The sequence below is a fragment of the Alkaliphilus metalliredigens QYMF genome, from assembly GCF_000016985.1.
GTDB lineage: Bacteria > Bacillota > Clostridia > Peptostreptococcales > Natronincolaceae > Alkaliphilus_A > Alkaliphilus_A metalliredigens.
Window position 1 is genome coordinate 1,961,502 of record NC_009633.1, and the last position, 24,288, is coordinate 1,985,789.

A 24,288-nucleotide genomic window follows, 5' to 3' on the forward strand; every position below is an offset into this window, starting at 1 on the left:
AGCTGGATTTGTACAATTGGGGCTAACCTGGCCAAGGACAAATGTAAAAAGAACTGCAAGGAGATTTTGACCGATGATTATGATAAGGTGACGCCCATAGTAAGTGTGATAGAGCCCATGGAGTCACAAGAAGAAATACTAGAAAAACAAGAACTCAAGGCAAATATATTGAAACAAATTAATCATCTAAACAGTCATTATAAAGAGGTTATCGTCCTTTATTACTACGTTGAATTATCTTATGAAGAAATTGATATTTTCTATAGAATAAGGATCTGGTTTATTAGCTATATCCTTATTTTTATTGGGTTTAATAGTGTTTTGATTTGATGTATTTAGAGAATATATAAAAACTTCTACAAACTTGGGAACAATTAAAGAAAATTTGCCCTCTATATAGTGAGGGTTAATAAAATTCAAAAGTAGTTTCATATCGTTTTTTAATGTGCATTAGATGGAAAATATGATATAAGACCCTTATGGATAGATAATGCTAAACAAGTAACTCAGAATATAATCTGCTAGCTTAGAAGGGAGAAATGATAATGTTTTATACCTTAGCTACAACTTTAGGGACTTTGTTTATACTTCAAGGACTCATATTATTAACTAGAAGAAAATTTATGGTAAGACGGGAGTATGATGGTGTATTTTACGCTTTCATTACTATATTAAGTCCCATTATATTACTAAATAAAATGGGGTACGAAACAAGACTTATATTTATTGGTATTTTGCCTTTTATTGTGTTTGTTATAATCGTAACTAGAGGAAGATACACAATATATAATGTTAATACACAAATGGTATCGTCTGCACTCACTGATATTTTAGAAGCAAAAGGTATGTCTTATGAGGAAGAGAAGAGTTCCGTAATTTTAAAAGATTATGATAATAAACGAATATCTTATACCCAGTCATTAAATTCAGTAGAAGTTAATTTAAAAGATGCCAGAAAACTTCTCTTCTATGAAGAACTAAGAACGGAGTGAAGAAGTAGAATTAAAGATATCAACTTAACGGTATTTCCCGCTACAGGACTTTTTTTATAGTAATAGGAGTAATATTAATAGTTGGATTACAATATTTACAAAAAATACTAGGATAAGAGGTTCAACGAATTAATCTTCCAAGGACGACACAGTATTTATTTTAATGCGTACTTGATGTAAAGCACGACAAACATAGGAAGAGGAGATGGATTGAAAAAACATACAATTAGAAAAATTTTAGTTAAATGGCTTATTTTTTATCTGTTGTATAATTTAATTGGTGCAATAGGATTATTTGCCGGTATAGATGGTTTTTCTTATAATTTTCTCCGTGATGATTTTAATTTGCAACTTTTTGTATTAAATTTGACGAGAAGTTTTATCGCGTTTGGAATAGTTTTCGGTTTTCGGATTTCCTAAGAATTATGAACCTAAAACTAACTTTGAATGATATTGAATACTCTCTGTATAATATCCTATAAGAAAGTGGGATAAGATATGACATTAATTAACATGTCCATTTTCATATCATTGAAGACCGAATTTAAAAAATGGAACTAAGAGATACTTTTATAGGTAGATTAGATGAAAAGTGCGACGAAAATATTTTATAGACTATATCGTATCTGTAGATTTATAGATACTAAAAGCCAATACTTTGAAAGGGAGATTAATATGAAAAAAATAATGATTGCTGGCATGATTACAGGTTTAATATTCTTTTTGTCAATAGCATTTTACCCAATAGTTGATAACTTTGCTTTAAATAATGATTATACACAGATTATTTTACTTTCACTGATATTTACTCTAATATTTTGCACATTGACCATTATAGAAGAGATTAAAAAGATTGGAATAAAACTTGATGATGATAAAAAAAATGTTTCTTAAATCATATCTTTTGTTTAATATTACTTAATCGTAGAGTTTTGTATTATGCGAATTAAAGGAACCTAAAATACATTAGGTTTCCTTTAAAAATGCCCAATATCAACATTGTTCTTTAACATGCCAAAAAATTAGAAAAGAAGGAGTTTAGTGGTTATAGATGGTGCAGAGTTAAAGGGCGGCACATAACAAGTCATTCCCACTAGGGTTTGTCGGACACCGTTAAGGAGCAAGGCAGAACACACTCACTTATAAGGCAAGTTTCTGGAGCATAGTGAGTGTCGGGAATAGGAAAGATGTTAGTTGAAAGCATAATATCGGGGCAAGACGTTGGGGTCATTTGATTTGTCTGATGCTACTGAACATTAGATGTAAAATATATAACAATATTTTTAATCGCAAGTATATAGGAAAGGAGTGTATATTATATGTTCGGTAGAATTGGTATGGCTGAAATGATGATAGTTCCATTTACTTTTATTTTACCAGCTATTATTCTATATTTTATTATAAAGTTAGCTGTAAAACATGCAATAAAGGAACTAAAAAGAGATGGCAAAATGTAAAATAAACTATGTGTCATTATATTGTTAATACGTACTTGATGTAAAGTGCGACATAAAGGGAGGTTTGTCATCCTGAGCAAAGCGAAGGATCTTAAAGGGGTGGTAATTTGTATTATGTGTATATGTTGACTAATTGGAATAATAAGGTTTTATATACAGGTGTTACTAATAATTTAGAGCGTAGGATATATGAACATAAAAATAAATTAGTAAAAGGCTTTACAGCAAAATATAATGTGGGTAAATTAGTATATTTTGACTATACATCAGATGTAATTTCAGCTATAGCAAGAGAAAAAGAGATTAAAGGATGGGCTAGAAAAAAGAAGAATGAGTTGATTGAAAGTATAAATCCTCAATGGAATGATTTATCTAAAGAACTTTTTAGATAAGATTCTTCGCTATGCTCAGAATGACAACCACCCTTAGGTCTAGTCATCCTGAGAGAAGCGAAGGATCTTATGCAGTGAATAATCGAAGGATCTTATGTAGTGAAAAATCTATCTTTTCTTGTCTAGTGTGACACATGTTCTTTTTAATATGCCATAAAAAAATAGGCGGGTTGTGGCATCAACTAACATGTCCGTTACTGTCAGGTCTATAGAGAGCCGTCAATGGGGAGGGCAGACTACACTAGCTATTAGGGTGAATTTAAGGGTAGAGCCAGTGTGGCTAATGGTGAGACCGTTAGTTGAAACCAAAATATCGGGGCAGGACGTTGGGGTCAATTGTTTTGTCTGATATTACTGGTCATCAGATGAAAAATCCGTAATAAGGAGGCAAAGCAATTATGAGTATGATTTTTTATGTTGTTCCGATTTTAGTGAGTATTATAATAGGATTCTATATTAGCAATATGAGAAAGCAACAGAAAGCAATCTACAGAGAGAGACATATAATTACAGCTTCAAGGAATCTCTTCAGGTTAATTTTGGGGGTGAATTTAATCATAGTATACATAGTAGCTGTCATTAGATTCTTTACACCTATCTACACACATGTCTATTCTTTATTCGTTCCAGACTATTTAAATTCATGGTATGAACTTTTTTGGATAGAGAAAATATGGAGTTTATACGAGTTACTTATGGAAATTGAAGTATTAGAAGCAGGAATTTTATTATTTTACTTAGAGGACTTAACACGGTTTATCCTAAGCACTTTTATTCCGCTTATAGGTATTTATTTTATTTACCAAGGGTTACAGAGAGTAATAATCTCTCAGAGTGGAATATATTTTGGAGGAAGAATAATTAGATGGGATGATCTGGAAGAAGTTGCTTGGAAGGGAACTTTTAAAAGGAGTACTAAGAATTATGAAAGGCTATGGATTAATATTAAGAATTCTGAATCTAAAGGACCTGAAGCCTTTAGAGAATTTACAATAAATCTTAAAGAGGAAGATAAGCATAAAGTAATAATATTGATGGAAGAATCAAAAGAAATAATTATCAAATAGACTAAACAGAATCATCATCAGCAACAAAGAAGTTATTTGTGATAACATTGTTTTGCATCACGTTTTCTTTCTAATGCACAACTTACTCGAGACATAAAAGATAGTTATAAGTCAAATACCATAAGATATAAAAAGTACTGGATTGTTTAAAGAAGCAGTTTCCAGCACATCATTGAATTAGAGAAATTACTAAAGAATCAAAGTTGTTCATTTTTGCCCATGAATTTAGATCCAGAGGATCCAGCATCGGAGCTAGACTCATGACTAAAATAACCTATATAAAAAAATTCTAGTTGATTGTGAATCCGAATTGTTTGGGGAGGAATATTAATATTAATAAAACAACAACGCTAGTCGTAATAGCAATTATTGCTATTGTTTCAATTGGTTTTCAATATCTGATGATGAATTTACTCGTTCAAATTGGAGCCGGGGTCAATTGTCTAAAAAAGCTGAAAGAGGTAATATAAGTGGCTGGGTATTTATAAATGACAATTTTGATGAATTTGCTATTATATTTAGTGCATGGAGTCCAACAGATGGTATTGTAATAGCTGCTCCTGCAGAAAATAGAGCAGAGGCTTTAAATGTATCAAATGAACTTATGAAAGATTTTTTACTCATACTTTCAGAAACTTCAAGGTCATTATATTATAGGGAATTAAGATAATGTACCTATCCTATTTGTATCATAATATTATAATAACATTGTGAATGGGAGGGAAGAAAAATAAACAAATCTTTTTTTGACTGAGGAAATTGCACAATTAGAATATTAATAAAGGAGTTGGTTAGTATTTCTGGTTTGGAAACTCTAAAAAAAGATAAGCCTTCAATAATATTTCTTATTATCTTATTATCTTCTTTTTTTACTATTACTAGACAAACTTATGAAAATCCTGATGACTATATACTGTGGACTATCTTATTATTAATTTTTTTGTCAATTAGGAAGGTTAGTTTTAAATTTATTAAGCAAAATAGTTTTTTGGGGAATAGTACATTGCTTATTTCTTTATGTATCGCTTATTTTATGGTAGGCGCAGTTTATATTGAATACGGAGGCGAGTATATAGAATATAAATCTGATGAAAAAATTGAAGTGGCTATTGGAACAAAAATTAATTATGGCTTCAATTATAGGAATAAAATGAAGGTACCCACTACACTAATAAAAGTGATTCCAGTTGGAGGAGAAGGTGTAGAATTAACTGAGTTGAGCACTAGAGAAACAGAAAACAGCTACATCAGCACTACTATGTCGTTTACTACAAGGGACAAAAATATCAAATTGCCAACGAAAACAATTATTATCCAAAGAACCTTAGGGGTGATACCCATAATAAGTATAAGACAAAACGAATTGGTAGGGGAATAAGATTTTGTATTAGAAATTCCTACCGGATATCATAAGGGTACCATATCGAATGTTGGGAGAAAATTTCTTGAGGAGATGAAATTATTTACATCTTTACAAACGACTATATCGTATGATAAGATATAAATGAGGTGATAATCATGGAATTCGAGACTAAGATTAAAATGATTAATGAACAGTGGACAGATATTTACTATCTATTACACTATGTTGAAAAAGATAACTTAACCCATCAAGCAATTCGATTGTTACAATACATCGATAAAAATCAAGAGACAACTATTGGAGATTTAGCAAAACACACTAATACATCCTCAAATACGGCTTCTGAACATATTAAAAGACTAATAAAGAAAGGTCTTGTTACTAAGAAAAGAAGTGAAGAAGATGAAAGAAAAATTATAGTTAATATAACTGAAGAAGGCAAATGTACATTGTATCGTCATACAAAATTGGATGAGACTAAATTAAGGATAGTTTTTGATTCTCTTAGTAGTTCGGAATTAGAAATGATACAAAAGGGATTTTCAATTTTTACTGAGGTGACAAAGAAATGTTTACTGTAGTAAAGATAATGATTTCAGCTGTAATTATTGGTATAGTGACAGAAGTATCAATGAGATTTCCAACTTACGGGGGAATCATTGCTGCATTGCCAATAGTCAGTTTATTAAGTTTGATTTGGATCCATATACAAGGTGAACAAACCCAATTTCTCAGTAAATTTGTATTTGGAGTTTTGAGGGGTCTTCCAGCGACGGGAATATTGTTATTAATTGTAGCGATGGCATTAAGGGCAAATGTAAAATTAACTGCATCAATTATTATGGGGATTTGTGGTTGGGGCGTCTCCTTAGTCATTCAAAAATTTGTATTTAAATAGCTATATAAATTTTGTGCAAAGTGAAATAACGTATTGGAGAACTTATCTACACAAGTTTGATTAAGCTACTCTATACTTATTGAGGAAGCCCTGAACAGATTCTTTAATTGCAGAATAAATCTTAGCGCTTTTGAAGCTAAATACGAAACTGTAAAATATTAGTTCTTTTGTAATCTGAATGCCTACAGTTCTTTTGGTCAATTGTGGACTTTTGAATTGATATTTCTCGTATATTCTGACCATGGAGGCTAACAAACAAGCTTCTTTTACAAAGCAAGGTTTCATTAATTCTTTAAATACGATATTATTATATTAAACAAGTCCCACAGAAACAAATAACTTGTATCAAATTTCATTACAGTAGATAATAAGTGGTGTAAGATTGATACGCAGCGATAATCTGTATGGGAATATACCTGTGATTGGAGGAGACAATGAAAGGAAATTTTTTTCAACGAATACATGCAAGCAAAGAGAACCTGACAAAAAAGCAAATGAACTTGGCCCAATATATTGTGCATAACTATAAAAAGGCGATTTTCCTATCCAGTTCTGAGCTTGGAAGAAAGATAAATGCTAGTGATGCAACAGTTATCCGTTTTTCACATGCCCTAGGTTATAAAGGTTTTTCTGAGATGATCAATGCACTTCGGTCGGAATTTGATGGAACAATTTCTAGTGTCAGTCGAATAGAATTACTACATAGTCCCGCTGAATATCAAACCCATGTAGATTTTAATCAAATCCGTGAATGTTATGCTCAAGCCATTACAAATGAGTATTTTGAAGACCTTGTAGAAAATTTATTGGATTCTTCTAAGTGTATCATTTTAGGGTCAGAAAGCACGGCTTCTTTAGCCGAATACTTGAATTATCACTTGATACGATACGGAATCAGTTCGGATATAATCAAAGATAATTCGGAGAGTATATATAAAATCTATAATGAAGCTGACGAAGAAACCGTCGTAATTTCATTGTCTGTTCGAAGGTACACAAAATTCCAGTACTATATTACTGAGAGATTGATTGAAAAAAATATGAAGGTGTACTCAATCACTGACAGCATTCATTCACCTTATAATTCACTGAATAATAAATGCATCGTTTTAAACTCCTCTACAGAAGAAGGGTTCAACCATTTATCTCACTCAGTATTAATGCTTGTCCTACAGGAAATAATCCGGAAAGGTATTGTTAATCGGAGTAAAGATGAAATAGCTAAATGTTTTAGTCTATTAGAAAAGTATAATGAGGATGTGGATGTTTTCTTAAAAAATAAATTTTAATCTTTAAAGGCCTACCCTTAACGTTTAGTGAGAAAACACCGATATTGTCGGTGTTTTTTTATATAATAGGAAAGTTCTCTTTCCTATTATATAAAAAATAGGGGGTGTAGGGGATGAAATCCCCTGCCCGCTTTCAGGAAGGTGCTCAGGCTGCAAAACAGCCGTCGAAGGAAACCTAGGGTTTCCTATAAGCAGGCAACCAATTTAGTTTACTAAATTGTGTTGATCGCTTAGTTGTTTCATCCAGCGAAAGCGTCGAAGACGCTCTTTTTATGTTTGCTAGGGATGTTGCCGAGATGATGGTTTGAAATTTTGAACTATTCAGAATATTATCAATTGACATTATAGACAGATTATGGTACTTTTATATGTAGAAAGCACTACATAAATTAACTTTAAATGAAATTGATGCTACATTAAATATTTAAGGAGGGATCAGTATGAGACGAATGAGAAGACAGCATAGGTAGATTTACCTGCAAAATTAATTTTCAATTGAAAGAATGAATGAATGAAAGAATGAATGAATCAATCATAATGCTTGTAAATAAAATATCTGGATAAAAATAATTCTTTTTATAAAGGAGGATGAAAGTTGGTTAAGTATACATTACGTAGGTTAGCCTATCTGTTACCAGTCTTAATCGGTGTTACATTTGTGGTATTTTCCATCATGTATTTTACACCGGGTGACGCAGCAGCAATGCGCTTAGGACAAGAAGCAACACAAGAACAGATCGATTCGATGAGGGATCAAATGGGACTCAATGATCCTTTTCATATTCAATATGGACGATACATCATAAATGCTGTACAAGGTGATTTTGGGCGTTCATGGAGAAGTAACAGTCCGGTGATCTCTGAAATTCTCGCAAGGTTTCCTAATACCTTTGTACTATCGGTGGCAGGGATGAGTATTGCAATATTAATAGGGGTATCTTTAGGCGTCGTATCAGCTGTAAAGCAATACTCGATAAGTGATAACATTGGGATGTTTTTTGCTTTATTTGGAGTATCGGTACCTAACTTTTGGTTTGGAATGCTGACTATTTTGTTATTTTCAGTATTTTGGAATAATCAATTCGGATTTTCGTTATTTCCTTCATCAGGTTTCGATGCCGGGCTGAGATCTTTAGTATTGCCTGCACTGACATTAGGAACAAGTAGTGCGGCAATTATCACAAGGATGACACGCTCTGCCATGTTAGAAGTCCTCAGCCAAGATTATATACGGTTTACAAGGGCTAAAGGATTAGGAGAGAGAAAAATAATTACAAGACATGCACTGAGTAATGCGCTAATTCCGATTATCACTGTAACAGGTTTACAGTTTGGTGTATTGCTAGGAGGCGCTGTTTTTACAGAAACAGTATTCTCTTTTCCGGGTATAGGGCGACTTATTGTAGAATCGATTAGAGCTCGTGACTTACCAATGGTACAAGGTAGTGTAATTTTCTTAGCCTTTGTTTTTAGTTTAGTAAATTTAGGTGTGGATTTAATTTACGCTTTAGTAGATCCGCGGATAAAAGCACAGTATAAATAATCTTAAACTAAAGGAGGTATGAGAAAGTGCAAACAACCAAGAAGCTTTCTAAAACAACTAAAGAAATGAAAGCACCTATAGTTCCTGCAGTGAAATCTCGTGCAAGCAGAAGCCAATGGGCGGAAGTTTGGTTGAGGTTGAAAAAAAGCAAAGCAGCGATGTTGGGACTTACGATGCTGATAATATTATTACTGACAGCAATTTTTGCTAATTATATCGCACCATATTCTTATTCTGAACAGAATTTAACGATGACAAGAGAAGCACCCGGTGCAACCTATACCACAACCAATGAGGCAGGGGAAGAAATTACTAGACGCTACATATTAGGGACGGATCATAACGGTAGAGACATATTAAGCAGAATCATATATGGGGCGAGAACATCTATACAAGTAGGGTTTATTGCAATTGCTTTTGCTGTTGTAATAGGCGGTGCCATTGGATCTATAGCCGGTTATTATGGAGGCAGGTTGGATAATCTGATAATGCGCTGTATTGATGTGCTATTGGCCATACCTCCTATTTTACTAGCGATTGCAATTGTCAGTGCTTTCGGGGGTTCTCTGGTAAATGTTATGATCGCAATTGGTATCGGTAATACTCCTAGAATGGCCAGATTGGTTAGAGGTTCAGTAATGTCCGTTAGAGAAAACGAATATATCGAGTCTGCAAAAGCTTTAGGCGCATCGGACGCGAGAATTATATTTAATGAAATAATTCCGAACGCCCTAGCACCGATTATTGTCCAAGGGACACTTAATGTAGCATCTGCAATAATTGCAGCAGCAGGATTAAGTTATATAGGGCTAGGTGCCCCACCGCCAACACCAGAATGGGGTTCAATGCTTTCATCGGGTCAAAATTATATCAGAACTGCATGGTGGATGTCAGTTTTTCCTGGTCTAGCAATCTTTATAACGGTTTTATCCTTAAATTTACTGGGAGATGGACTAAGAGATGCATTAGATCCAAGACTTAAACAATAAGATAGGAGGATGGGGATGGATTCTAAGGTATTAGAAATTAAAGATTTAAAAATACACTATTTTACGGAAGACGGAGAGGTGCTGGCAGTTGAAGGTGTCAACTTAGGGATTAATGAAGGTGAAACCCTTGGTTTGGTAGGCGAAACGGGTGCAGGAAAGACAACTACGGCCTTAGGAATCATGCAGCTTGTAGCGGAACCTCCCGGGAAAATTGTGGGAGGAGAGATTTTATTTAAGGGAGATAATCTTCTAAAGTATAAAGAAAAAGATATGAGAAAGTTAAGAGGTAATGAGATTTCTATGATTTTTCAGGATCCTATGACGTCCTTAAATCCAGTTCTTACAATTGGAGAACAGTTGATTGAAGTAATCCAATTACATCAGAAACTGGATAAGAGCAAGTCCATCGCAAAGGCGAAAGAGATGCTGGAGATGGTTGGATTGCCTGGGGAACGGCTATATGATTACCCACATGAATTTAGCGGAGGGATGAAACAACGTGTTGTTATAGCAATTTGTCTTGCATGTAACCCGAAGCTGTTAATTGCTGATGAGCCGACAACAGCACTGGATGTTACGATACAGGCTCAAGTATTGGAAATAATGAAACGATTAAAAGATGAATATCAAATGACTATGCTAATGATCACCCATGACTTGGGGATCGTTGCAGAAATATGTGATAATGTAGCCATTATGTATGCAGGTAGAATTGTTGAATTATCAGACAAAAAAAGCTTGTTTACCGACCCAAAACATCCATATACAGTGGGTCTATTTGACTCATTACCGAGTATAAAAAGTGAGAATAAAAAACCACTCAACCCTATTAAAGGTTTAATACCAGATCCAATAGATCTACCCTCTGGATGTATTTTCCATCCTCGATGTTCGGATGCTTGGGACAGATGTGAAGAGGAAATTCCTAAAGAATATATACTGAGCGATAAACGAAGGGTTTCTTGCTTCAAGTATGAAGATCAGTGCATAAAGTCAGGAGGAAAAACCCATGAGCAGACCACTAATTGAAGTCAAAAACCTAAAAAAGCACTTCAAAACAAAAAAAGGGATCGTTCATGCTGTGGATGGAATCAGTTTCTCAATTGATCGACAAAAGACTCTTGGCGTAGTTGGGGAAAGCGGATGTGGTAAATCAACAGCAGGGAGAACCATATTGAGGCTATTAGAGCCTACTGACGGTGAAGTCCTAATTAATGGAAAAGATGTCAGTAAATTTGATAGAAGACAATTACAAGAGTTTAGAAAAGAAGCACAAATTGTTTTTCAAGATCCCTTTTCTTCCTTGAATCCACGTAAAAGAGTATTTGATCTAATACAGGACCCCTTAGCAATTCACAGGATCTATAAAAATAAAAATGATAAGAAGAAACGTGTGTTAGAACTTATGGATGTGGTTGGCCTGAGTCATCGTTTAATTAACACATATCCTCATGAGCTTGATGGTGGCAGAAGACAAAGAATTGGAATTGCCAAGGCGCTGGCGCTGAATCCAGAGCTAATTGTACTTGATGAACCGGTATCTGCCTTAGACGTTTCTGTTCAGGCAAGAATATTAAATCTGCTAGGTGAATTGCAAAAAGAAATGGAACTGACTTACCTATTTATTTCCCATGATTTATCAGTAGTTCGTCACGTAAGTGATGAAATAGCAGTTATGTATCTAGGTAAAATAGTGGAGAAAACTGATTACAAAACACTTTTTAATAATCCACTACATCCTTACTCACAGGCATTGATTTCAGCAATACCGGTTCCAGATCTAGAGGTAAGAAAAAGAATTATTCTAGAAGGCGACGTTCCAAGTCCAATAAATTTGAAGGGAGGTTGTAGGTTTTACGGCAGATGTTGGAAGAAGACAGATTTATGTTTGCAAGTTGAGCCTGAGCTGGAAGAGTTGAAAAAAGGCGTTTTAGTAGCATGTCATCACGCTGAAGCAAATTGAAGGATAAGAGCCGTATAAACAATGAGCAATCTGTGTTAGAAATTATTAAAAAAAATTTACAATTTAAGAGAGGGGTGCACGTAATGAAAAAGATAATGTTAGCAGCTGTTATGTTAATACTTGTATTGAGTTTAATCGCATGTAATTCCATAGGAGAGCCATCAAGTGTAGAAGGAGTGAAGAGGTTAACTGTTGCTCAAATGGCAGAGCCTGCCAGTTTAGACGTGGCAGCAGTAAGTGATGTTACATCGTATTGGGTCATCGAACAAACTGGAGATCGACTTGTAAGATTAGACAATGATATGAATCTGGTTCCAGACTTGGCAGAAAATTGGGAATGGATTGATGATTTAACACTAGAATTCTACTTACGAGAAGGTGTGAAATTCCATAATGGCGAAGATTTTACAGCCCACGACGTAGAATTCACATTAAAAAGAAGACTGGATCCAGATTTTGGTTCGCCGAATTTTGCATTTGCTAGAGACATTGACGTAGACAGTATTGAAGTTGTAGATGACTATACAATTAGATTTTCAACCAGTCGTCCCTATGCTCCCATTCTGTTTAATATGGCCCATAGTTCAGGGGTTATTTTAAATCAAAAGGCAGTGGAAGAACATGGAGAAGATTATGGTCAGAATCCTGTAGGAACCGGTCCCTTTAAATTTGTAGAATGGACTCCGGGAAATCATGTATTATTAGAAAGATTTGATGAGTACTGGGGAGGACCTGCTGATTATGAAGAACTTCAATTCAGATTCATTACATCTAGTTCGAATCGATTAATTGAACTTGAAACAGGCAATGTTCACATTGCAGAATCCATAGCACCAAGTGATCTAGGTGCAGTTGAATCAAACAATAATATGTCATTAATGCGAGGCATGAGTGTAACAACAAACTACTTTGGATTAAATAATAATAGAGAACCCTTTAATGATGTGAGAGTTCGACAGGCTATGAACTATGCAATTGATGTTGACACTTTAATCGGTGTCGTATATGAAGGTCTTGGATCTGCTGCAACAGCTCCCATGAACACGCAAGTACTTGATCCCGGTGATCGATCAGATGAAATCTATCAGTATGGCTACGATCCAGACAAAGCTAGAGAACTCCTTGAAGAAGCTGGATACCCTGATGGTTTTGAGTTCAGCATTATGATTGATAGCAATGATACCCGTGTTCATACTGCGGAAATCGTTCAAAACTATTTAGGTGAAATCGGTATCAAAGCGAACATAGAGAACGTAGAGTGGGCAGTTCTTCTTGAACGAGCCGGAAATGAAAATGACTATGATGCAGTCATTATGAGTTGGACAACTTCAACTGGAGATCCTGAAATGGCAAGCAGACCCTTTTATCCACCTTTTGCAGGGGCAGCAGGAAATCGTGTATTCTATCAAAACCATGAAGTTGAAACAATCTTAACGGAAGCAATGGCAGAAACCGATATATCCGTAAGAGAAGACATGTATATTGATGCTCAAATTATTATTGCTCAAGAAGCACCATGGGTATTTCTTCACTTTGGTGAGCAGGCTGTCGGTATCAGAAGCTCAATAGAAGGTTTTGAACTTCACCCTGGACAAAGACATCGATTATACGATGTACGTTTCTCTGACTAACCTAGAAATGATCGCTGGCTCGGGGTATATGCTTCGAGTCAGCGAAATATTTATTACTGATTGTTCAACTTTTAAGAACTACAAATTCACAACTTATCAGCTAGGAGTGGGAACATGAAAATTTTTGATGGACATACCGACATCTTCACAGATGTCGTTGATCAATTCATTGAAGGAGAGAAAAGAACATTAATTGAAGAACATCTTCCAAAATTGAAAGAAGGTGAGATCGTCGCCGGTAATTTCGTATTTTGGGATGAACCGAAATATAAAGATAACAGTCTTGAACGCTTACAAATCAGCTTAGATATTGTGGATAAAGTTCTCCAGGATTCGGATCAGTACTTTATTAAAATTGAAAAAGAAGTGGACTTTCATAAAGCGATGGATAAAAATTTATTGGCAATTATATTAGGGATTGAAGGTTTGGCACCTATTAAAAAAGATCTTGATTGGATCCATAGATTACATCAATATGGGGTTAGGACTGCGAGTTTAACATGGAATGAAGAAAACCAACTTGCCACGGGTCTCGATGGTGATGTGAATAGGGGATTAACTCAGGATGGGATGTTTGCTCTTAAAATGATGGAGTCTGTGGGAATTTTAATTGATGTATCGCATTTAAATGAAAAAAGTTTCTGGGATGTAATAAATTATTCTTCGAAACCGGTTATTGCAACACACTGTAATGCCTATACTTTATGTAAACACAAACGAAACTTAAAAGATGACCAAATAGATGCAATAAAGTCAATGGGAGGCATGATCGGGGTCAATGCCTGGCCTGGTTTTGTTGACGAAAAAGATCCTTCGGTTGAGAGAGTTATCGATCATATTGATCACATGATTGATCGGATTGGTGTAGACCATGTTTCATTCGGTTTTGACTTTACAGACTTTTTACTCCCTGCACCTAAGAAAAAGAACAGTATTAAGAGAAAGCCCACTGAAAGATTATTGAATGCCTGTCATGCTCAAAATGCCATTAAAGTGATGAGAAATAGAGGCTACTGTGAAAACGATATCGCCTCCATAGCATACGATAATCTTAAATCTTTTTACTCCTTAAATATATAAACCAAAGCGTTTTGAAGAGGATGTTTGACGATAAATAAACATAAAAAAATTCAATAATCCTATACTCTACTAGGAGGAATAAAAGTGACTACCACAATACTTAAAAATGCGTATTTAATAGATCCGACCCAAGAAGTTAAGGGGTGGAAAGATCTTGAGATAATAGACGGAAAGGTAGTAAAGGTTTGCGAAAATATTAATACAATAAATGCAGACAAGGTTTACGACTTAAAAGGGAAATTATGTGTTCCTGGTATTATTGATACACATGTTCATTTAACTCTGGACGGTTCAAATAGAGGTTACTATATGCTTGCAAAAGCGGGTGTGACTACGGCATTAGATATGTACGGTCCACCGGAAAAAATCTACGAGCATATTCATCAGTATGGTACAGGCATCAATATTGCTTGTTTAGCAGCCCAACCTCAAAATACAGATAACGCCACGCACTGTGATTATGATCAACACTCTATTAGAAAATTTATTCATTCAGAAATGAAGCGCGGAGCTCTGGGGATTAAACTAATTGGTGGGCACTATCCCATGAGTCCTGAGCTTACGAAAAAGTTTATACAAATAGCTAATGAAGAAAAAGCTTACATTGCCTTTCATGTAGGCACAACGAATAAAGGAAGTAATATTGAAGGATTTAAAGAAGCGATTTTTTTAGCGGAAGGAAATTCATTTCATGTAGCCCATGTAAATTCCTATTGCAGAGGCCAAATTCAAGAGAGTATTCAAGAGGTGCAAAGTGCAATTGAGTTACTATCCTCGAACCCTCATTTAGTTAGTGAGTCTTATCTATCAAGATATAATGGTACTTCCGGTCGATGTGAAAAGATGATACCTATTAGTGAAGTAACTTCTAAATGTCTTATTCAAAATGGTTTTGCTAATACCGAAAGTGGTGTGGAAAATGCTATTGTAGCAGGAATTGCCTTAGTAGTTGCAAATGTGGGAGAAATAAACGCATTCATTGAAAATAGTGAAGAAGCGCTACAGTATTATAGAAATAAAAAAGGTAGGGTGAATCTGAGTTTCCCCATTAATAAAATTGAAGCGGGTTTATTATTGGCTACGGCAAAAAATAAAGCTGGAGATTTTATAATACCGGCGATATCATCAGACGGAGGGGAGATCCCGAGAAATGTAATCATTGAAAAAGGGATACAGATGGTTAAGTATGGAGCCTTAACACATGAAGAATTTGTACTGAAAACTTCGGTTAATCCTGCAAAAATGTTGGGGTTAAAAAACAAGGGAACTTTGGGTATCGGTTTCGATGCTGATATAACCGTAATTGACACCGCTAAAGAAGAACCTGTGATGTCCATGGTAATGGGTGAAATTATTATGCATGAAGGGCTGGTGATTGGGAAGAAAGGAAGGATTATCACAACAGATGAAGGTAGCGATTATGTGAAAATGCAAAACATTGATCCGTATATTGTAAACATAGAAGACACACTATTATATCAACGACGGAATAATAAGTAATTGATAATTGGTTATGTGATTGAAAAAACAGAAAAAGCCGGATCTGAAGGGTTATACTGGGATGTACCGAACTGTCTTATATTCACTCAAAGTATCCCTTCGATTCTTCATTAAAATTCATTGATCCTATGAAATACGGATTAAATGTTGTAGAAACATAAAATCATGAAGAAGGAGCTTTTGCTATGAAAAGAATTCGTGATTATGGCATTAGAATTGGCAAGGGAAGGCCGGGCCCTCACAATAAAATTACCGATGTTTTAGGGGTGACGGTAGGTCATGCCACCATTAAAGAGGGTGATGTTCAAACCGGAGTAACAGCAATTTATCCCCATAAAGGAAATCTGTTCAAAGAGAAGGTTGTTGCCTCTAGTCATGTAATTAACGGTTTCGGTAAAACCCAGGGACTACTCCAAGTTCAAGAACTGGGGGCAATAGAAACCCCGATCTTACTGACTAACACACTAAATATCGGGATAGTATGTGATGGACTCATTGAGTATATGCTTGAAGAAAACAAGGAGATCGGAGTGACTACGGGAACTGTGAATCCTATTATCGGAGAATGTAACGACGGGTATCTGAATGATATTCGGGGAAGACATGTGCAAAAACATCACGTCTTTGAGGCGTTGGAAAAGGATACCGTGGACTTTGACGAGGGCAGTGTTGGTGCAGGCACAGGGATGACCGCCTACGGTCTTAAGGGAGGGATAGGCTCTGCATCGCGAAGGATTAGATTAAGTGATAGGGAATACACCGTTGGAGTATTGGTATTATCGAATTTTGGAAAGCTCGAAAACTTATTGCTAGACGGAAGAAAAATCGGAAAATGGATTGATCAGAAGCAAAAAATAGGGGAGACACAGAAACAGCAGGAAACAGAAGATAAAGGCTCTGTAATCATTGTATTAGCAACGGATGCCCCCTTGTCCGACCGTCAGCTGAATCGAATCAGTAAACGAGTCACAGTGGGTCTTGCCAGAACCGGTTCAGAAATCGGTCATGGAAGCGGAGATATTGTCATTGCATTTTCCACGAAAAATCTGATTGCCCATGAGAGTGCTAAGATTGTAACGAAAATTGAATGCTTAGCAGAGGAGAAATTAAATGAATTCTTTTCAGGAACGATTGAGGCCGTGGAAGAAAGTGTGATAAACTCGATGATCACTGCTGAGACCACTGTCGGAAGAAATCAACACTGTCGAGTGTCGCTTAGGGAATATCTCGATGAGTATGAAAATGAACACAAATAGTTGGGTTGGTTACATAAAACAGAGATAGAAAGAATCATCTTCAAAAAGGTGATCGGTAAATTTATATATATCTTATAATTGCTACTTGCATAAAAAGGATAATTTGTAATACTAAAGGATCTAATGACTGAAAGAGAATCTCTTTTAATCATTAGATTTTTTATTGGATGACAAATCAAGATGTAGTTGATGACAGAGAAATAAGTTTTTAAAGGTAAACCATGCAATAAAGGAACTTAAGAGAGATGGTACAATATAAAACAATCTATGTACACATCTCTATTTAAGGCGTAACAGATTCAGTATATCACGCTATGAATGCAAAAAAAATCATCATGGACCTTGACCAATAGAAAAATAGTTTAGGACAATAAATGACTATAGGGGGAATCATCATTGAATATAAGGGGTAGCATGCCTAAAACGAATATATAGGAGGCTATTAGCTCAGTCTGTAGAAGGAGCTGAGATAATGATTTTTGTTTTATGGAATTCTTTTTTTCAAATCACTACATTACTTGCAAACTAGTGAATAGTAACTTGATATGCTATAATAGTTTGGTAAATCTTTTGGGCTTGATTATTGATTTAATTGTTAAATAATCCAATAATGATAGGAGAGGATACACTTGAGCTTTATTGATAAATTACAATCGGTCATTATTTTAGGTGCTGTTTTATTAGGATTATTACTAGGACAAGTATCCCTAGTTGGATCAAATGCGGAGCACTTTATCCTTCCCTTTCTCACATTGATGCTCTTTGGCGTGTTTTTACAAATCCCCCTAAAGCATATAGGAGAGTCCTTTAAAAATATTAAGTTCACTGGTAGTACTGTGATCATGAACTTTGTTTGGACACCTATTTTTGCATGGGCTTTAGGAAGTATATTTTTACGAGAGATACCAGCTATTTGGCTGGGTTTCATTATGCTAATGGTAACACCGTGTACTGACTGGTATTTAATATTTATTGGGATAGCCAAGGGGAATGTGGCATTAGGTGCAGCCGCTCTGCCTCTCAAGCTTTTATTACAGCTTTTGCTATTACCATTTTACTTATTAGTCTTAGGAGGGTCTTTAGTCGATATCAATGCAGGGGCATTGTTGACAGGAGTTACATTGGTGTTAATGATTCCATTTATATTAGCACTGATTGTTCGGCAAGGGGTCATAAGGAGAAAAGGCGAGGCATGGTTTCAAGATAGATTGCTTCCTAGTTTGTCCTTTACTCAAATTATTTTTCTTAGCCTGGCGATTGTAGCCATGTTTGCATCCCAGGGAGAAATTCTAATGAATAATCCTGCTATCTTGTTAAAGTTACTATTACCTACTCTGATCTTCTATATAGTTAATTTTGTCATTGGACAGGTAATAGGGCGATTACTAAAGCTTTCTTATGAAGATACAGTGGCATTTAACTTTACGACACTGGCTAGAAATTCTCCCGTTGCTCTGGCTATTGCAGTGGCTTCTTTTCCTGATGAGCCCTTAATCGCTCTTGCTTTAGTGATTGGTCCTTTAATAGAATTACCTATATTGGCTGTAATCTCTCAACTTTTATTGATCATTGGGAAGCCAAATAAATTAAAAAATTGTCAAAATTAAGTAGCCATTTGGTTGGTGGTATTTATTTTCTAAAATAATAAGAAACAGGCCATAGAAGAGATGATTAGAGTAACTAAACAAGACAGATCAAAATGGTATCAAACAGTTTGAAGAGACTTTAGAAGATATTTTCACTGAATGATATAGGTATATCATTTACTTTACAGTTTAGTTACAAATCAGCAGATTAGTTGACATAATATTTAAAACAATGGTATAAACAACTATACGATGACATCAAAGGATAAAGGACAGGAGACAAGTTGATGAAAAAAATAATTTTGACAGTAGTGATGATGATTACTTTATTCTCTTCCATTCCCTACGCAAATGCCAATAGTAGCAGTAGGGTAACAATGCTAATGGATGGGAAAAATGTGGCGTTAAATGTTGTGAACTTAAGGGTGTTTGGCAAACCTATGGAAACTGATGTGCCACCGGTTCTATATAACGATAGAACTTTAGTTCCAGTAAGGTTTGTGGCTGAGAGCATGGGGGCTGAGGTAGAGTGGAATCAAGGGCAGTATACTGCTACGATTACAACGGAAAATAAAGAAATTTTGTTAAAGGTTGATAGCCCAGTAGCCATCATAAATGGAGAAGAAAAGAGACTTCCAGATGGAGTGGCACCTAAAATCATAACGTATAAGGGTAAGGGAAGAACGATGGTTCCATTAAGATTTGTAGCTGAAGTGCTGGGATTAGAAGTAAATTGGGAGAATCATACTAGAACAGTTGTGATAGATCATAAAAAGGCAAATAGTAATGAGGGAACTGTGAAGGACATTAGGTTTACTACAGAAGCAGGATTTCCTCAAATTCGCATCAATACCGGTAGAGCAGTTGATCATGAAGTATTAAAGTTAAGTGGTCCTAATAGGCTTGTTTTTGACTTTCATAATACAAAATTTGATTTAAAAGAAAATGTGTTGCATCAAAGTATAAAACAAGAAGGTGTAATCAATTTAAGGGCTTCTCAGTTCAAAACAAATCCTTTGGTTACTAGATTAGTGCTAGAACTTGAAGAGTTTAAAGACTATGAAGTTAGTTATAATCAAAATAGTGGCGAGATGATTATTAGCTTTATCAACCAAAGCAATACAGATTCAAAAAAACCAGAAATATTAGTTGTGATAGATCCAGGGCATGGTGGTGTAGATCCAGGAGCCATATCACCTATAAAAGGATTATTAGAAAAAGAAATTGCATTAGATGTATCACATAGGCTTAATAAGCTATTAAAGGAAGCTGGTTTTAAAACGTACATGACAAGAGAGAGGGATGTAACAGTATCTCTTGCAGATAGAGTGACAGTAGCAAATCAAATGGGAGCAGACTTATTTGTAAGTGTTCATGCAAATGCAGCTTTGACTCCAAATGCCCATGGTGTAGAGCATCTATATTACCCAAGTGAAGGAAATCCCCAAGATCATCGTGGCAACAGAAGATTGGCACAGATTTTTCAAAATCAGATGATACAAATGACAGGGGCTCGTGATAGAGGGGTTGTGCCACGAGAGAATCTATATGTTTTAAGAGAAACAAAAATGCCGGCTATTCTAAGTGAAATTGGCTTCTTAACAAATCCTAAGGAAGAAGAAAAATTAGCTACTCAAGAATATAGGCAACTTGCGGCAGAAGCTATGTTTCGATCAATTGTAATGTATTTTCAATAAATAAATAAATAAATAAATAAGGATTGTTATTATTTCTATAGAATAAGCGTATGGCTTAAAGCATGCGCTTATTTTTGAATTCAAAAATAGGAATTCAAAGCGTTTTGTAATCCTGATACTTAAAGAACAATAAAAACTTCAGGAAATTTGGGAACATTTAGAGTGTAAAGCTCCTCTATATAGTGAGGTGAATAAGAACCTAAATCTTATAGAATTCTACGACGAGAAAACTATTCGGGGAGGTGTGCAGTAATACAGCAGATGAAGAAACTAACGAAGTAGTTGAAGTTGTATCTGAGGATCAAGCAATGCCATCGGTTCAAATGAGAAGCTTAGGAGGATCTAATGAAATGCGGAACGGAAAATTTAAGGCTTACATAGTAGCAATGATATCTGTATTGATGTGTCTTGCTTTGTTCATGGGGTGTACTGACGAGATAGAAAAAGCATCTTCTGGTGAAGAAAAGAAGGTACCTATACCAGTTGAGGTGAAAGAAATCCTCTCTGCCAATAGATTTGTTGACGATATAGATGAAGAAAAAGTCAAAGAGGGCTTCGGAAAACTGCTCTATAAATTTGACAGATTTGATGAAGTGACCAATGAAGAAGTGATCTATGGTTTTTCAGAACAAATAGTTGACGAGATTATAGTTGAAGAGGCTTTGATAGATGTAGACCATGTCTTTAGATTGTTAAAATACGGTTATGCAGGCTATCAATATTTTGGCGGAGATGAAAGCTTTTTAAGTGCAAAGGAAAACATGATACAAGAAATAAGTAAAAGAGATAAGGTTATATCCACCAATGACCTGAGTAAAATATTATATAATCATCTAAGCTTTATTCAAGATGGACACTTTACTATAAGTGGTCGTGAATTATTTCAAAGACATAATTACTATATGAGTGAAACCTATGCTTTTTTCAAGGATGTCCAAGGATATTATATGATGATTGACGAGGAAAAGTACTATTTGATAGAGGTGGCTGAAGAGGAAATTGAAGACTATCTAAAGCTTTCATTAAATGAAGATGGAGAAATCGTATATTATTTAGGTGAAGTATATCCTTCAAGGACCATAAATCGCAAGGTAAATATTAAGCTTAAATCTGATACCAAAACGATTAATGAGACGATAGCTATGCGAATGGTGATCTCGCGTGAAAATTTCAAGGGAAGTAGTGTTTACAATTATAGCGAAATAGGTGATATGCCTATGATCGAGATTAGAAGCATGTCTCCTAAAACACAAAAGGACGTGGAGCAAATTCAAAATTTTGCAGAGGATGCAAAGAAGTTGAAAGATGAAGATTATTTTATTATTGATGTAAGGGGGAACGGTGGCGGAGGTGATTCCTATTCCTTTGAATGGATTAAGAATTATACTGGTCAAACAAGGGAGACCTTTATTATGGATAGGATTGAAAGCCACCTAGATACCGAGATTACCATAGGAGCAATGAAGTACAGTATGGAATTTGAGGTTGATTTAGAACTCCGAAAAGAAGCCGAAGATTTGATAGAACGGATTGTTCTAGAAGATTATTATCCAGGCTGGACTCCGTTATATATCAAGCAACCGCAACGCTTAAATAATGAAAATATCATCTTTGTGATTATGGATGAAGGAATTGCTTCTTCTGGTGAGAGCTTTATTTCAATGCTAAGGCAAATGGAAAACGTTATTTTTGTTGGTACAAATACAGCGGGAGTTTACTTAGCATCAGGAGGTGCTTATACATTGCCTCATTCTCATATACCCATTGGATTTGGTCAGTCTTTATTTTTAAACTCTAAACTTGAAGATAGAGAGGGGATCGGGTTTATGCCAGACTTTTGGGTTTCTCCAGATCAAGCAATTGATCGGATTCTAAAATTTATTGGGGAATCATAGGCGTTAACTTAACCCATGTTATTCCAAGGTAAAAATTACATTTGAAAAAAAGCATGAAAAATGGGAATCTCAAAGTGACCATCACATCACAAAGGAGAGATTCCCATGAAGATATCTTCATCACTTATTATACAATTTATTCGGTTGTTTGATAACAATAAAATTATGGAAATTGCCATAGGCACAGGTTTATTGAAGCGTCAAAAGGGCATGTTGCCTGATACAATTCTTAAGGTTTTCACATTCGGGTTGCTAAATATAGCAAACCCCTCATTAAACCAAATTGCATCTAAATGCCAAGCATTTCAACCAGGCTTAACAATCTCCAAAGAAGCAGTGTATAAAAGACTGAAAAAATCTTCTTTATTTTTACAGGAAACATTTAAACATATGATGCAAAAATCTATGAATAGTGTAATCCCTGTAAAAACTGCCGCTATTCTTGAGCAGTTTAAGGATGTAAAGATATGTGATAGTACCAAAATTACTTTGCCGGATAAGCTGGTGGCTCTGTACCCCGGATTAGGTGGACGCAATGCTAAATCTTCTTTAAAAGTCCAAGGCATTTATAGTTTGATTCCTGCTAGATTTTCAAGCCTTGAAATAACAAAGGCTCCTGGCGCTGATACTACCTATAACGATAAGTTACTTGCCATGGTTAATCCAGGTGAATTGCTAATAACAGACCTAGGATATTTTAGCAAAGCATTTTTTGAAAAACTATCAACAAAAGGTAGTTACTATCTCACTAGAATCAAGAAAAACTCTATTGTTTACGTAGAAAAGTCAGGACAACTAACTAAGGTGGATTTGACTGATTTACTAAAGGGTACTGTGGTTGATACAGAAGTTTTTCTGGGAATAGCCCATAAAAAACAACTTAAATGTCGTTTTGTAGCCATTCGCCTGCCAGAAAAAGTGGTGAATCAACGTAGACGCAAGGCTAACCAACAGGCTAAAGCCCAAGGCAAACAACTTAGTGCGAAAGAAACTGAATTGCTGGCATGGAATATTATTGTTACAAATGTTACAAAAGATAAGTTATCTCCTGAAGCTGCTTGTGATTTATATAGAGCAAGATGGCAAATTGAACTCGTATTTAAATCATTAAAAAGCTATTTAAATATTGATAAAATAGGCTCTTGTGGTAAATACCAGCTAGAGTGTTTGATATATGGGCGCTTAATAGCAGTAGTTGCCATGTTTTCTTTATACAATGTTCTATATATACCAGCAAATCAACATTTCACAAGAAGTTTAAGTATGTTGCGATTTGTAAGTATTTTTGCAATTCATGCTAATGAGATAGCCCTAAAGCTTCAATTAACAATACCAAATATTCATTTTCTTGAAAGACTTTTCAAGAAAATGAGTAAAAAAAGTTTGCATGATAAGCGTCAGAGAAAAACAACGTTTGAAATACTACAGGAATACTTTTTTCTCGAAATTAATTTCCAAAATATTGCTTAGGTTAACGCCTATGATTGGGGAATATGATATAGAAACGATTAAAGTACAGCATTAATCTATTCAAATTTTGAAACTGGTAGATAAAGTGATCTGTTTTGCACATTGTTTATTGATGACACAACAGATATATCATATGTACCGATTATCACAGGGGGGGGTGGAACGTTATAATCAAGGACTGTTGCTGAATTGAAGATTTAATAAAGATGTGCCAATGAAA

Annotated in this window: 24 protein-coding genes; all 24 read left to right on the forward strand. The window is 35.1% G+C overall.

What is annotated here, in order from left to right; translation table 11 throughout:
* Positions 1–66 precede the first annotated feature (66 nt).
* The 24 genes from AMET_RS26540 to AMET_RS09355 all read left to right on the forward strand — a co-directional run bounded on the left by AMET_RS26540 (position 67) and on the right by AMET_RS09355 (position 24,068).
* Complete coding sequence (locus AMET_RS26540) at positions 67–330, forward strand: RNA polymerase sigma factor (RefSeq protein WP_041720592.1); 264 nt, start codon at positions 67–69, stop codon at positions 328–330.
* A gap of 215 nt (positions 331–545) precedes the next feature.
* Entirely contained in the window at positions 546–992 is a 447-nt protein-coding gene (locus AMET_RS09250; RefSeq protein ID WP_012063067.1) for a hypothetical protein, read from the forward strand.
* 210 nt (positions 993–1,202) lie between these two features.
* Positions 1,203–1,412 (forward strand): hypothetical protein, encoded by a 210-nt coding sequence (locus AMET_RS09255; RefSeq protein ID WP_041720594.1) that lies wholly within the window; start codon positions 1,203–1,205, stop codon positions 1,410–1,412.
* Between the two features lie 255 nt (positions 1,413–1,667).
* Positions 1,668–1,886, forward strand: coding sequence for a hypothetical protein (locus AMET_RS09260; protein ID WP_041720596.1), 219 nt, complete (start codon positions 1,668–1,670; stop codon positions 1,884–1,886).
* 425 nt (positions 1,887–2,311) lie between these two features.
* Positions 2,312–2,449 (forward strand): hypothetical protein, encoded by a 138-nt coding sequence (locus AMET_RS25725; RefSeq protein ID WP_012063069.1) that lies wholly within the window; start codon positions 2,312–2,314, stop codon positions 2,447–2,449.
* A gap of 122 nt (positions 2,450–2,571) precedes the next feature.
* Positions 2,572–2,841: a GIY-YIG nuclease family protein gene (locus AMET_RS09265; RefSeq protein WP_041721516.1), complete on the forward strand. Its 270-nt coding sequence runs from the start codon at positions 2,572–2,574 to the stop codon at positions 2,839–2,841.
* A 398-nt stretch (positions 2,842–3,239) separates the two neighbouring features.
* Positions 3,240–3,908: a hypothetical protein gene (locus AMET_RS09270; RefSeq protein WP_012063071.1), complete on the forward strand. Its 669-nt coding sequence runs from the start codon at positions 3,240–3,242 to the stop codon at positions 3,906–3,908.
* A gap of 439 nt (positions 3,909–4,347) precedes the next feature.
* On the forward strand, positions 4,348–4,578 hold the full coding sequence (locus AMET_RS09275; protein ID WP_012063072.1) for a hypothetical protein: 231 nt from the start codon (positions 4,348–4,350) through the stop codon (positions 4,576–4,578).
* A 318-nt stretch (positions 4,579–4,896) separates the two neighbouring features.
* Positions 4,897–5,286: a hypothetical protein gene (locus tag AMET_RS09280; RefSeq protein ID WP_207636419.1), complete on the forward strand. Its 390-nt coding sequence runs from the start codon at positions 4,897–4,899 to the stop codon at positions 5,284–5,286.
* A gap of 140 nt (positions 5,287–5,426) precedes the next feature.
* Positions 5,427–5,852, forward strand: a complete 426-nt coding sequence (locus AMET_RS09285; RefSeq protein ID WP_012063074.1) for a MarR family winged helix-turn-helix transcriptional regulator — start codon at positions 5,427–5,429, stop codon at positions 5,850–5,852.
* Positions 5,840–6,169 carry a DUF3147 family protein gene (locus tag AMET_RS09290; protein WP_012063075.1) on the forward strand — a complete coding sequence of 110 codons (330 nt, stop codon included), beginning with the start codon at positions 5,840–5,842 and terminating at the stop codon, positions 6,167–6,169. Before AMET_RS09285 ends, AMET_RS09290 begins: the two co-directional genes overlap by 13 nt.
* 434 nt (positions 6,170–6,603) lie before the next feature.
* Positions 6,604–7,458, forward strand: a complete 855-nt coding sequence (locus AMET_RS09295; protein ID WP_012063076.1) for a MurR/RpiR family transcriptional regulator — start codon at positions 6,604–6,606, stop codon at positions 7,456–7,458.
* A 595-nt stretch (positions 7,459–8,053) separates the two neighbouring features.
* A complete protein-coding gene (locus AMET_RS09300) occupies positions 8,054–9,001 on the forward strand; it encodes an ABC transporter permease (RefSeq protein WP_012063077.1) in 948 nt (315 codons plus the stop codon).
* Between the two features lie 26 nt (positions 9,002–9,027).
* Entirely contained in the window at positions 9,028–9,990 is a 963-nt protein-coding gene (locus tag AMET_RS09305) for an ABC transporter permease (RefSeq protein ID WP_012063078.1), read from the forward strand.
* Positions 9,991–10,005: 15 nt separating this feature from the next.
* Positions 10,006–11,019 (forward strand): ABC transporter ATP-binding protein, encoded by a 1,014-nt coding sequence (locus AMET_RS09310; protein WP_012063079.1) that lies wholly within the window; start codon positions 10,006–10,008, stop codon positions 11,017–11,019.
* On the forward strand, positions 11,000–11,953 hold the full coding sequence (locus tag AMET_RS09315; RefSeq protein WP_012063080.1) for an ABC transporter ATP-binding protein: 954 nt from the start codon (positions 11,000–11,002) through the stop codon (positions 11,951–11,953). The genes AMET_RS09310 and AMET_RS09315 overlap by 20 nt, the downstream gene beginning before the upstream one ends.
* 83 nt (positions 11,954–12,036) lie before the next feature.
* Complete coding sequence (locus AMET_RS09320) at positions 12,037–13,584, forward strand: ABC transporter substrate-binding protein (RefSeq protein WP_012063081.1); 1,548 nt, start codon at positions 12,037–12,039, stop codon at positions 13,582–13,584.
* Between the two features lie 114 nt (positions 13,585–13,698).
* Positions 13,699–14,664: a dipeptidase gene (locus AMET_RS09325; RefSeq protein ID WP_012063082.1), complete on the forward strand. Its 966-nt coding sequence runs from the start codon at positions 13,699–13,701 to the stop codon at positions 14,662–14,664.
* 84 nt (positions 14,665–14,748) lie between these two features.
* On the forward strand, positions 14,749–16,164 hold the full coding sequence (locus tag AMET_RS09330) for an amidohydrolase family protein (RefSeq protein ID WP_012063083.1): 1,416 nt from the start codon (positions 14,749–14,751) through the stop codon (positions 16,162–16,164).
* Positions 16,165–16,349: 185 nt separating this feature from the next.
* Entirely contained in the window at positions 16,350–17,420 is a 1,071-nt protein-coding gene (locus tag AMET_RS09335; protein WP_012063084.1) for a DmpA family aminopeptidase, read from the forward strand.
* Between the two features lie 629 nt (positions 17,421–18,049).
* The gene (locus AMET_RS09340; protein WP_012063085.1) at positions 18,050–19,027 is read left to right on the forward strand and encodes an arsenic resistance protein; all 978 of its coding nucleotides are present in this window, start codon (positions 18,050–18,052) and stop codon (positions 19,025–19,027) included.
* Between the two features lie 266 nt (positions 19,028–19,293).
* Positions 19,294–20,703 (forward strand): N-acetylmuramoyl-L-alanine amidase family protein, encoded by a 1,410-nt coding sequence (locus tag AMET_RS09345; RefSeq protein ID WP_012063086.1) that lies wholly within the window; start codon positions 19,294–19,296, stop codon positions 20,701–20,703.
* A gap of 242 nt (positions 20,704–20,945) precedes the next feature.
* Positions 20,946–22,598, forward strand: a complete 1,653-nt coding sequence (locus AMET_RS09350; protein WP_012063087.1) for a S41 family peptidase — start codon at positions 20,946–20,948, stop codon at positions 22,596–22,598.
* Between the two features lie 105 nt (positions 22,599–22,703).
* Positions 22,704–24,068 (forward strand): IS4-like element ISAme1 family transposase, encoded by a 1,365-nt coding sequence (locus tag AMET_RS09355; RefSeq protein WP_012062613.1) that lies wholly within the window; start codon positions 22,704–22,706, stop codon positions 24,066–24,068.
* Positions 24,069–24,288 lie beyond the last annotated feature (220 nt).

Excerpts from the sequence above, each read along its gene's own strand:
- AMET_RS09250 (WP_012063067.1), top strand. The coding sequence starts at position 546 with ATGTTTTATACCTTAGCTACAACTTTAGGGACTTTGTTTATACTTCAA.
- AMET_RS09260 (WP_041720596.1), top strand. The coding sequence starts at position 1,668 with ATGAAAAAAATAATGATTGCTGGCATGATTACAGGTTTAATATTCTTT.
- AMET_RS25725 (WP_012063069.1), top strand. The coding sequence starts at position 2,312 with ATGTTCGGTAGAATTGGTATGGCTGAAATGATGATAGTTCCATTTACT.
- AMET_RS09265 (WP_041721516.1), top strand. The coding sequence starts at position 2,572 with ATGTTGACTAATTGGAATAATAAGGTTTTATATACAGGTGTTACTAAT.
- AMET_RS09270 (WP_012063071.1), top strand. The coding sequence starts at position 3,240 with ATGAGTATGATTTTTTATGTTGTTCCGATTTTAGTGAGTATTATAATA.
- AMET_RS09285 (WP_012063074.1), top strand. The coding sequence starts at position 5,427 with ATGGAATTCGAGACTAAGATTAAAATGATTAATGAACAGTGGACAGAT.
- AMET_RS09290 (WP_012063075.1), top strand. The coding sequence starts at position 5,840 with ATGTTTACTGTAGTAAAGATAATGATTTCAGCTGTAATTATTGGTATA.
- AMET_RS09295 (WP_012063076.1), top strand. The coding sequence starts at position 6,604 with ATGAAAGGAAATTTTTTTCAACGAATACATGCAAGCAAAGAGAACCTG.
- AMET_RS09310 (WP_012063079.1), top strand. The coding sequence starts at position 10,006 with ATGGATTCTAAGGTATTAGAAATTAAAGATTTAAAAATACACTATTTT.
- AMET_RS09315 (WP_012063080.1), top strand. The coding sequence starts at position 11,000 with ATGAGCAGACCACTAATTGAAGTCAAAAACCTAAAAAAGCACTTCAAA.
- AMET_RS09320 (WP_012063081.1), top strand. The coding sequence starts at position 12,037 with ATGAAAAAGATAATGTTAGCAGCTGTTATGTTAATACTTGTATTGAGT.
- AMET_RS09325 (WP_012063082.1), top strand. The coding sequence starts at position 13,699 with ATGAAAATTTTTGATGGACATACCGACATCTTCACAGATGTCGTTGAT.
- AMET_RS09335 (WP_012063084.1), top strand. The coding sequence starts at position 16,350 with ATGAAAAGAATTCGTGATTATGGCATTAGAATTGGCAAGGGAAGGCCG.
- AMET_RS09345 (WP_012063086.1), top strand. The coding sequence starts at position 19,294 with ATGAAAAAAATAATTTTGACAGTAGTGATGATGATTACTTTATTCTCT.
- AMET_RS09355 (WP_012062613.1), top strand. The coding sequence starts at position 22,704 with ATGAAGATATCTTCATCACTTATTATACAATTTATTCGGTTGTTTGAT.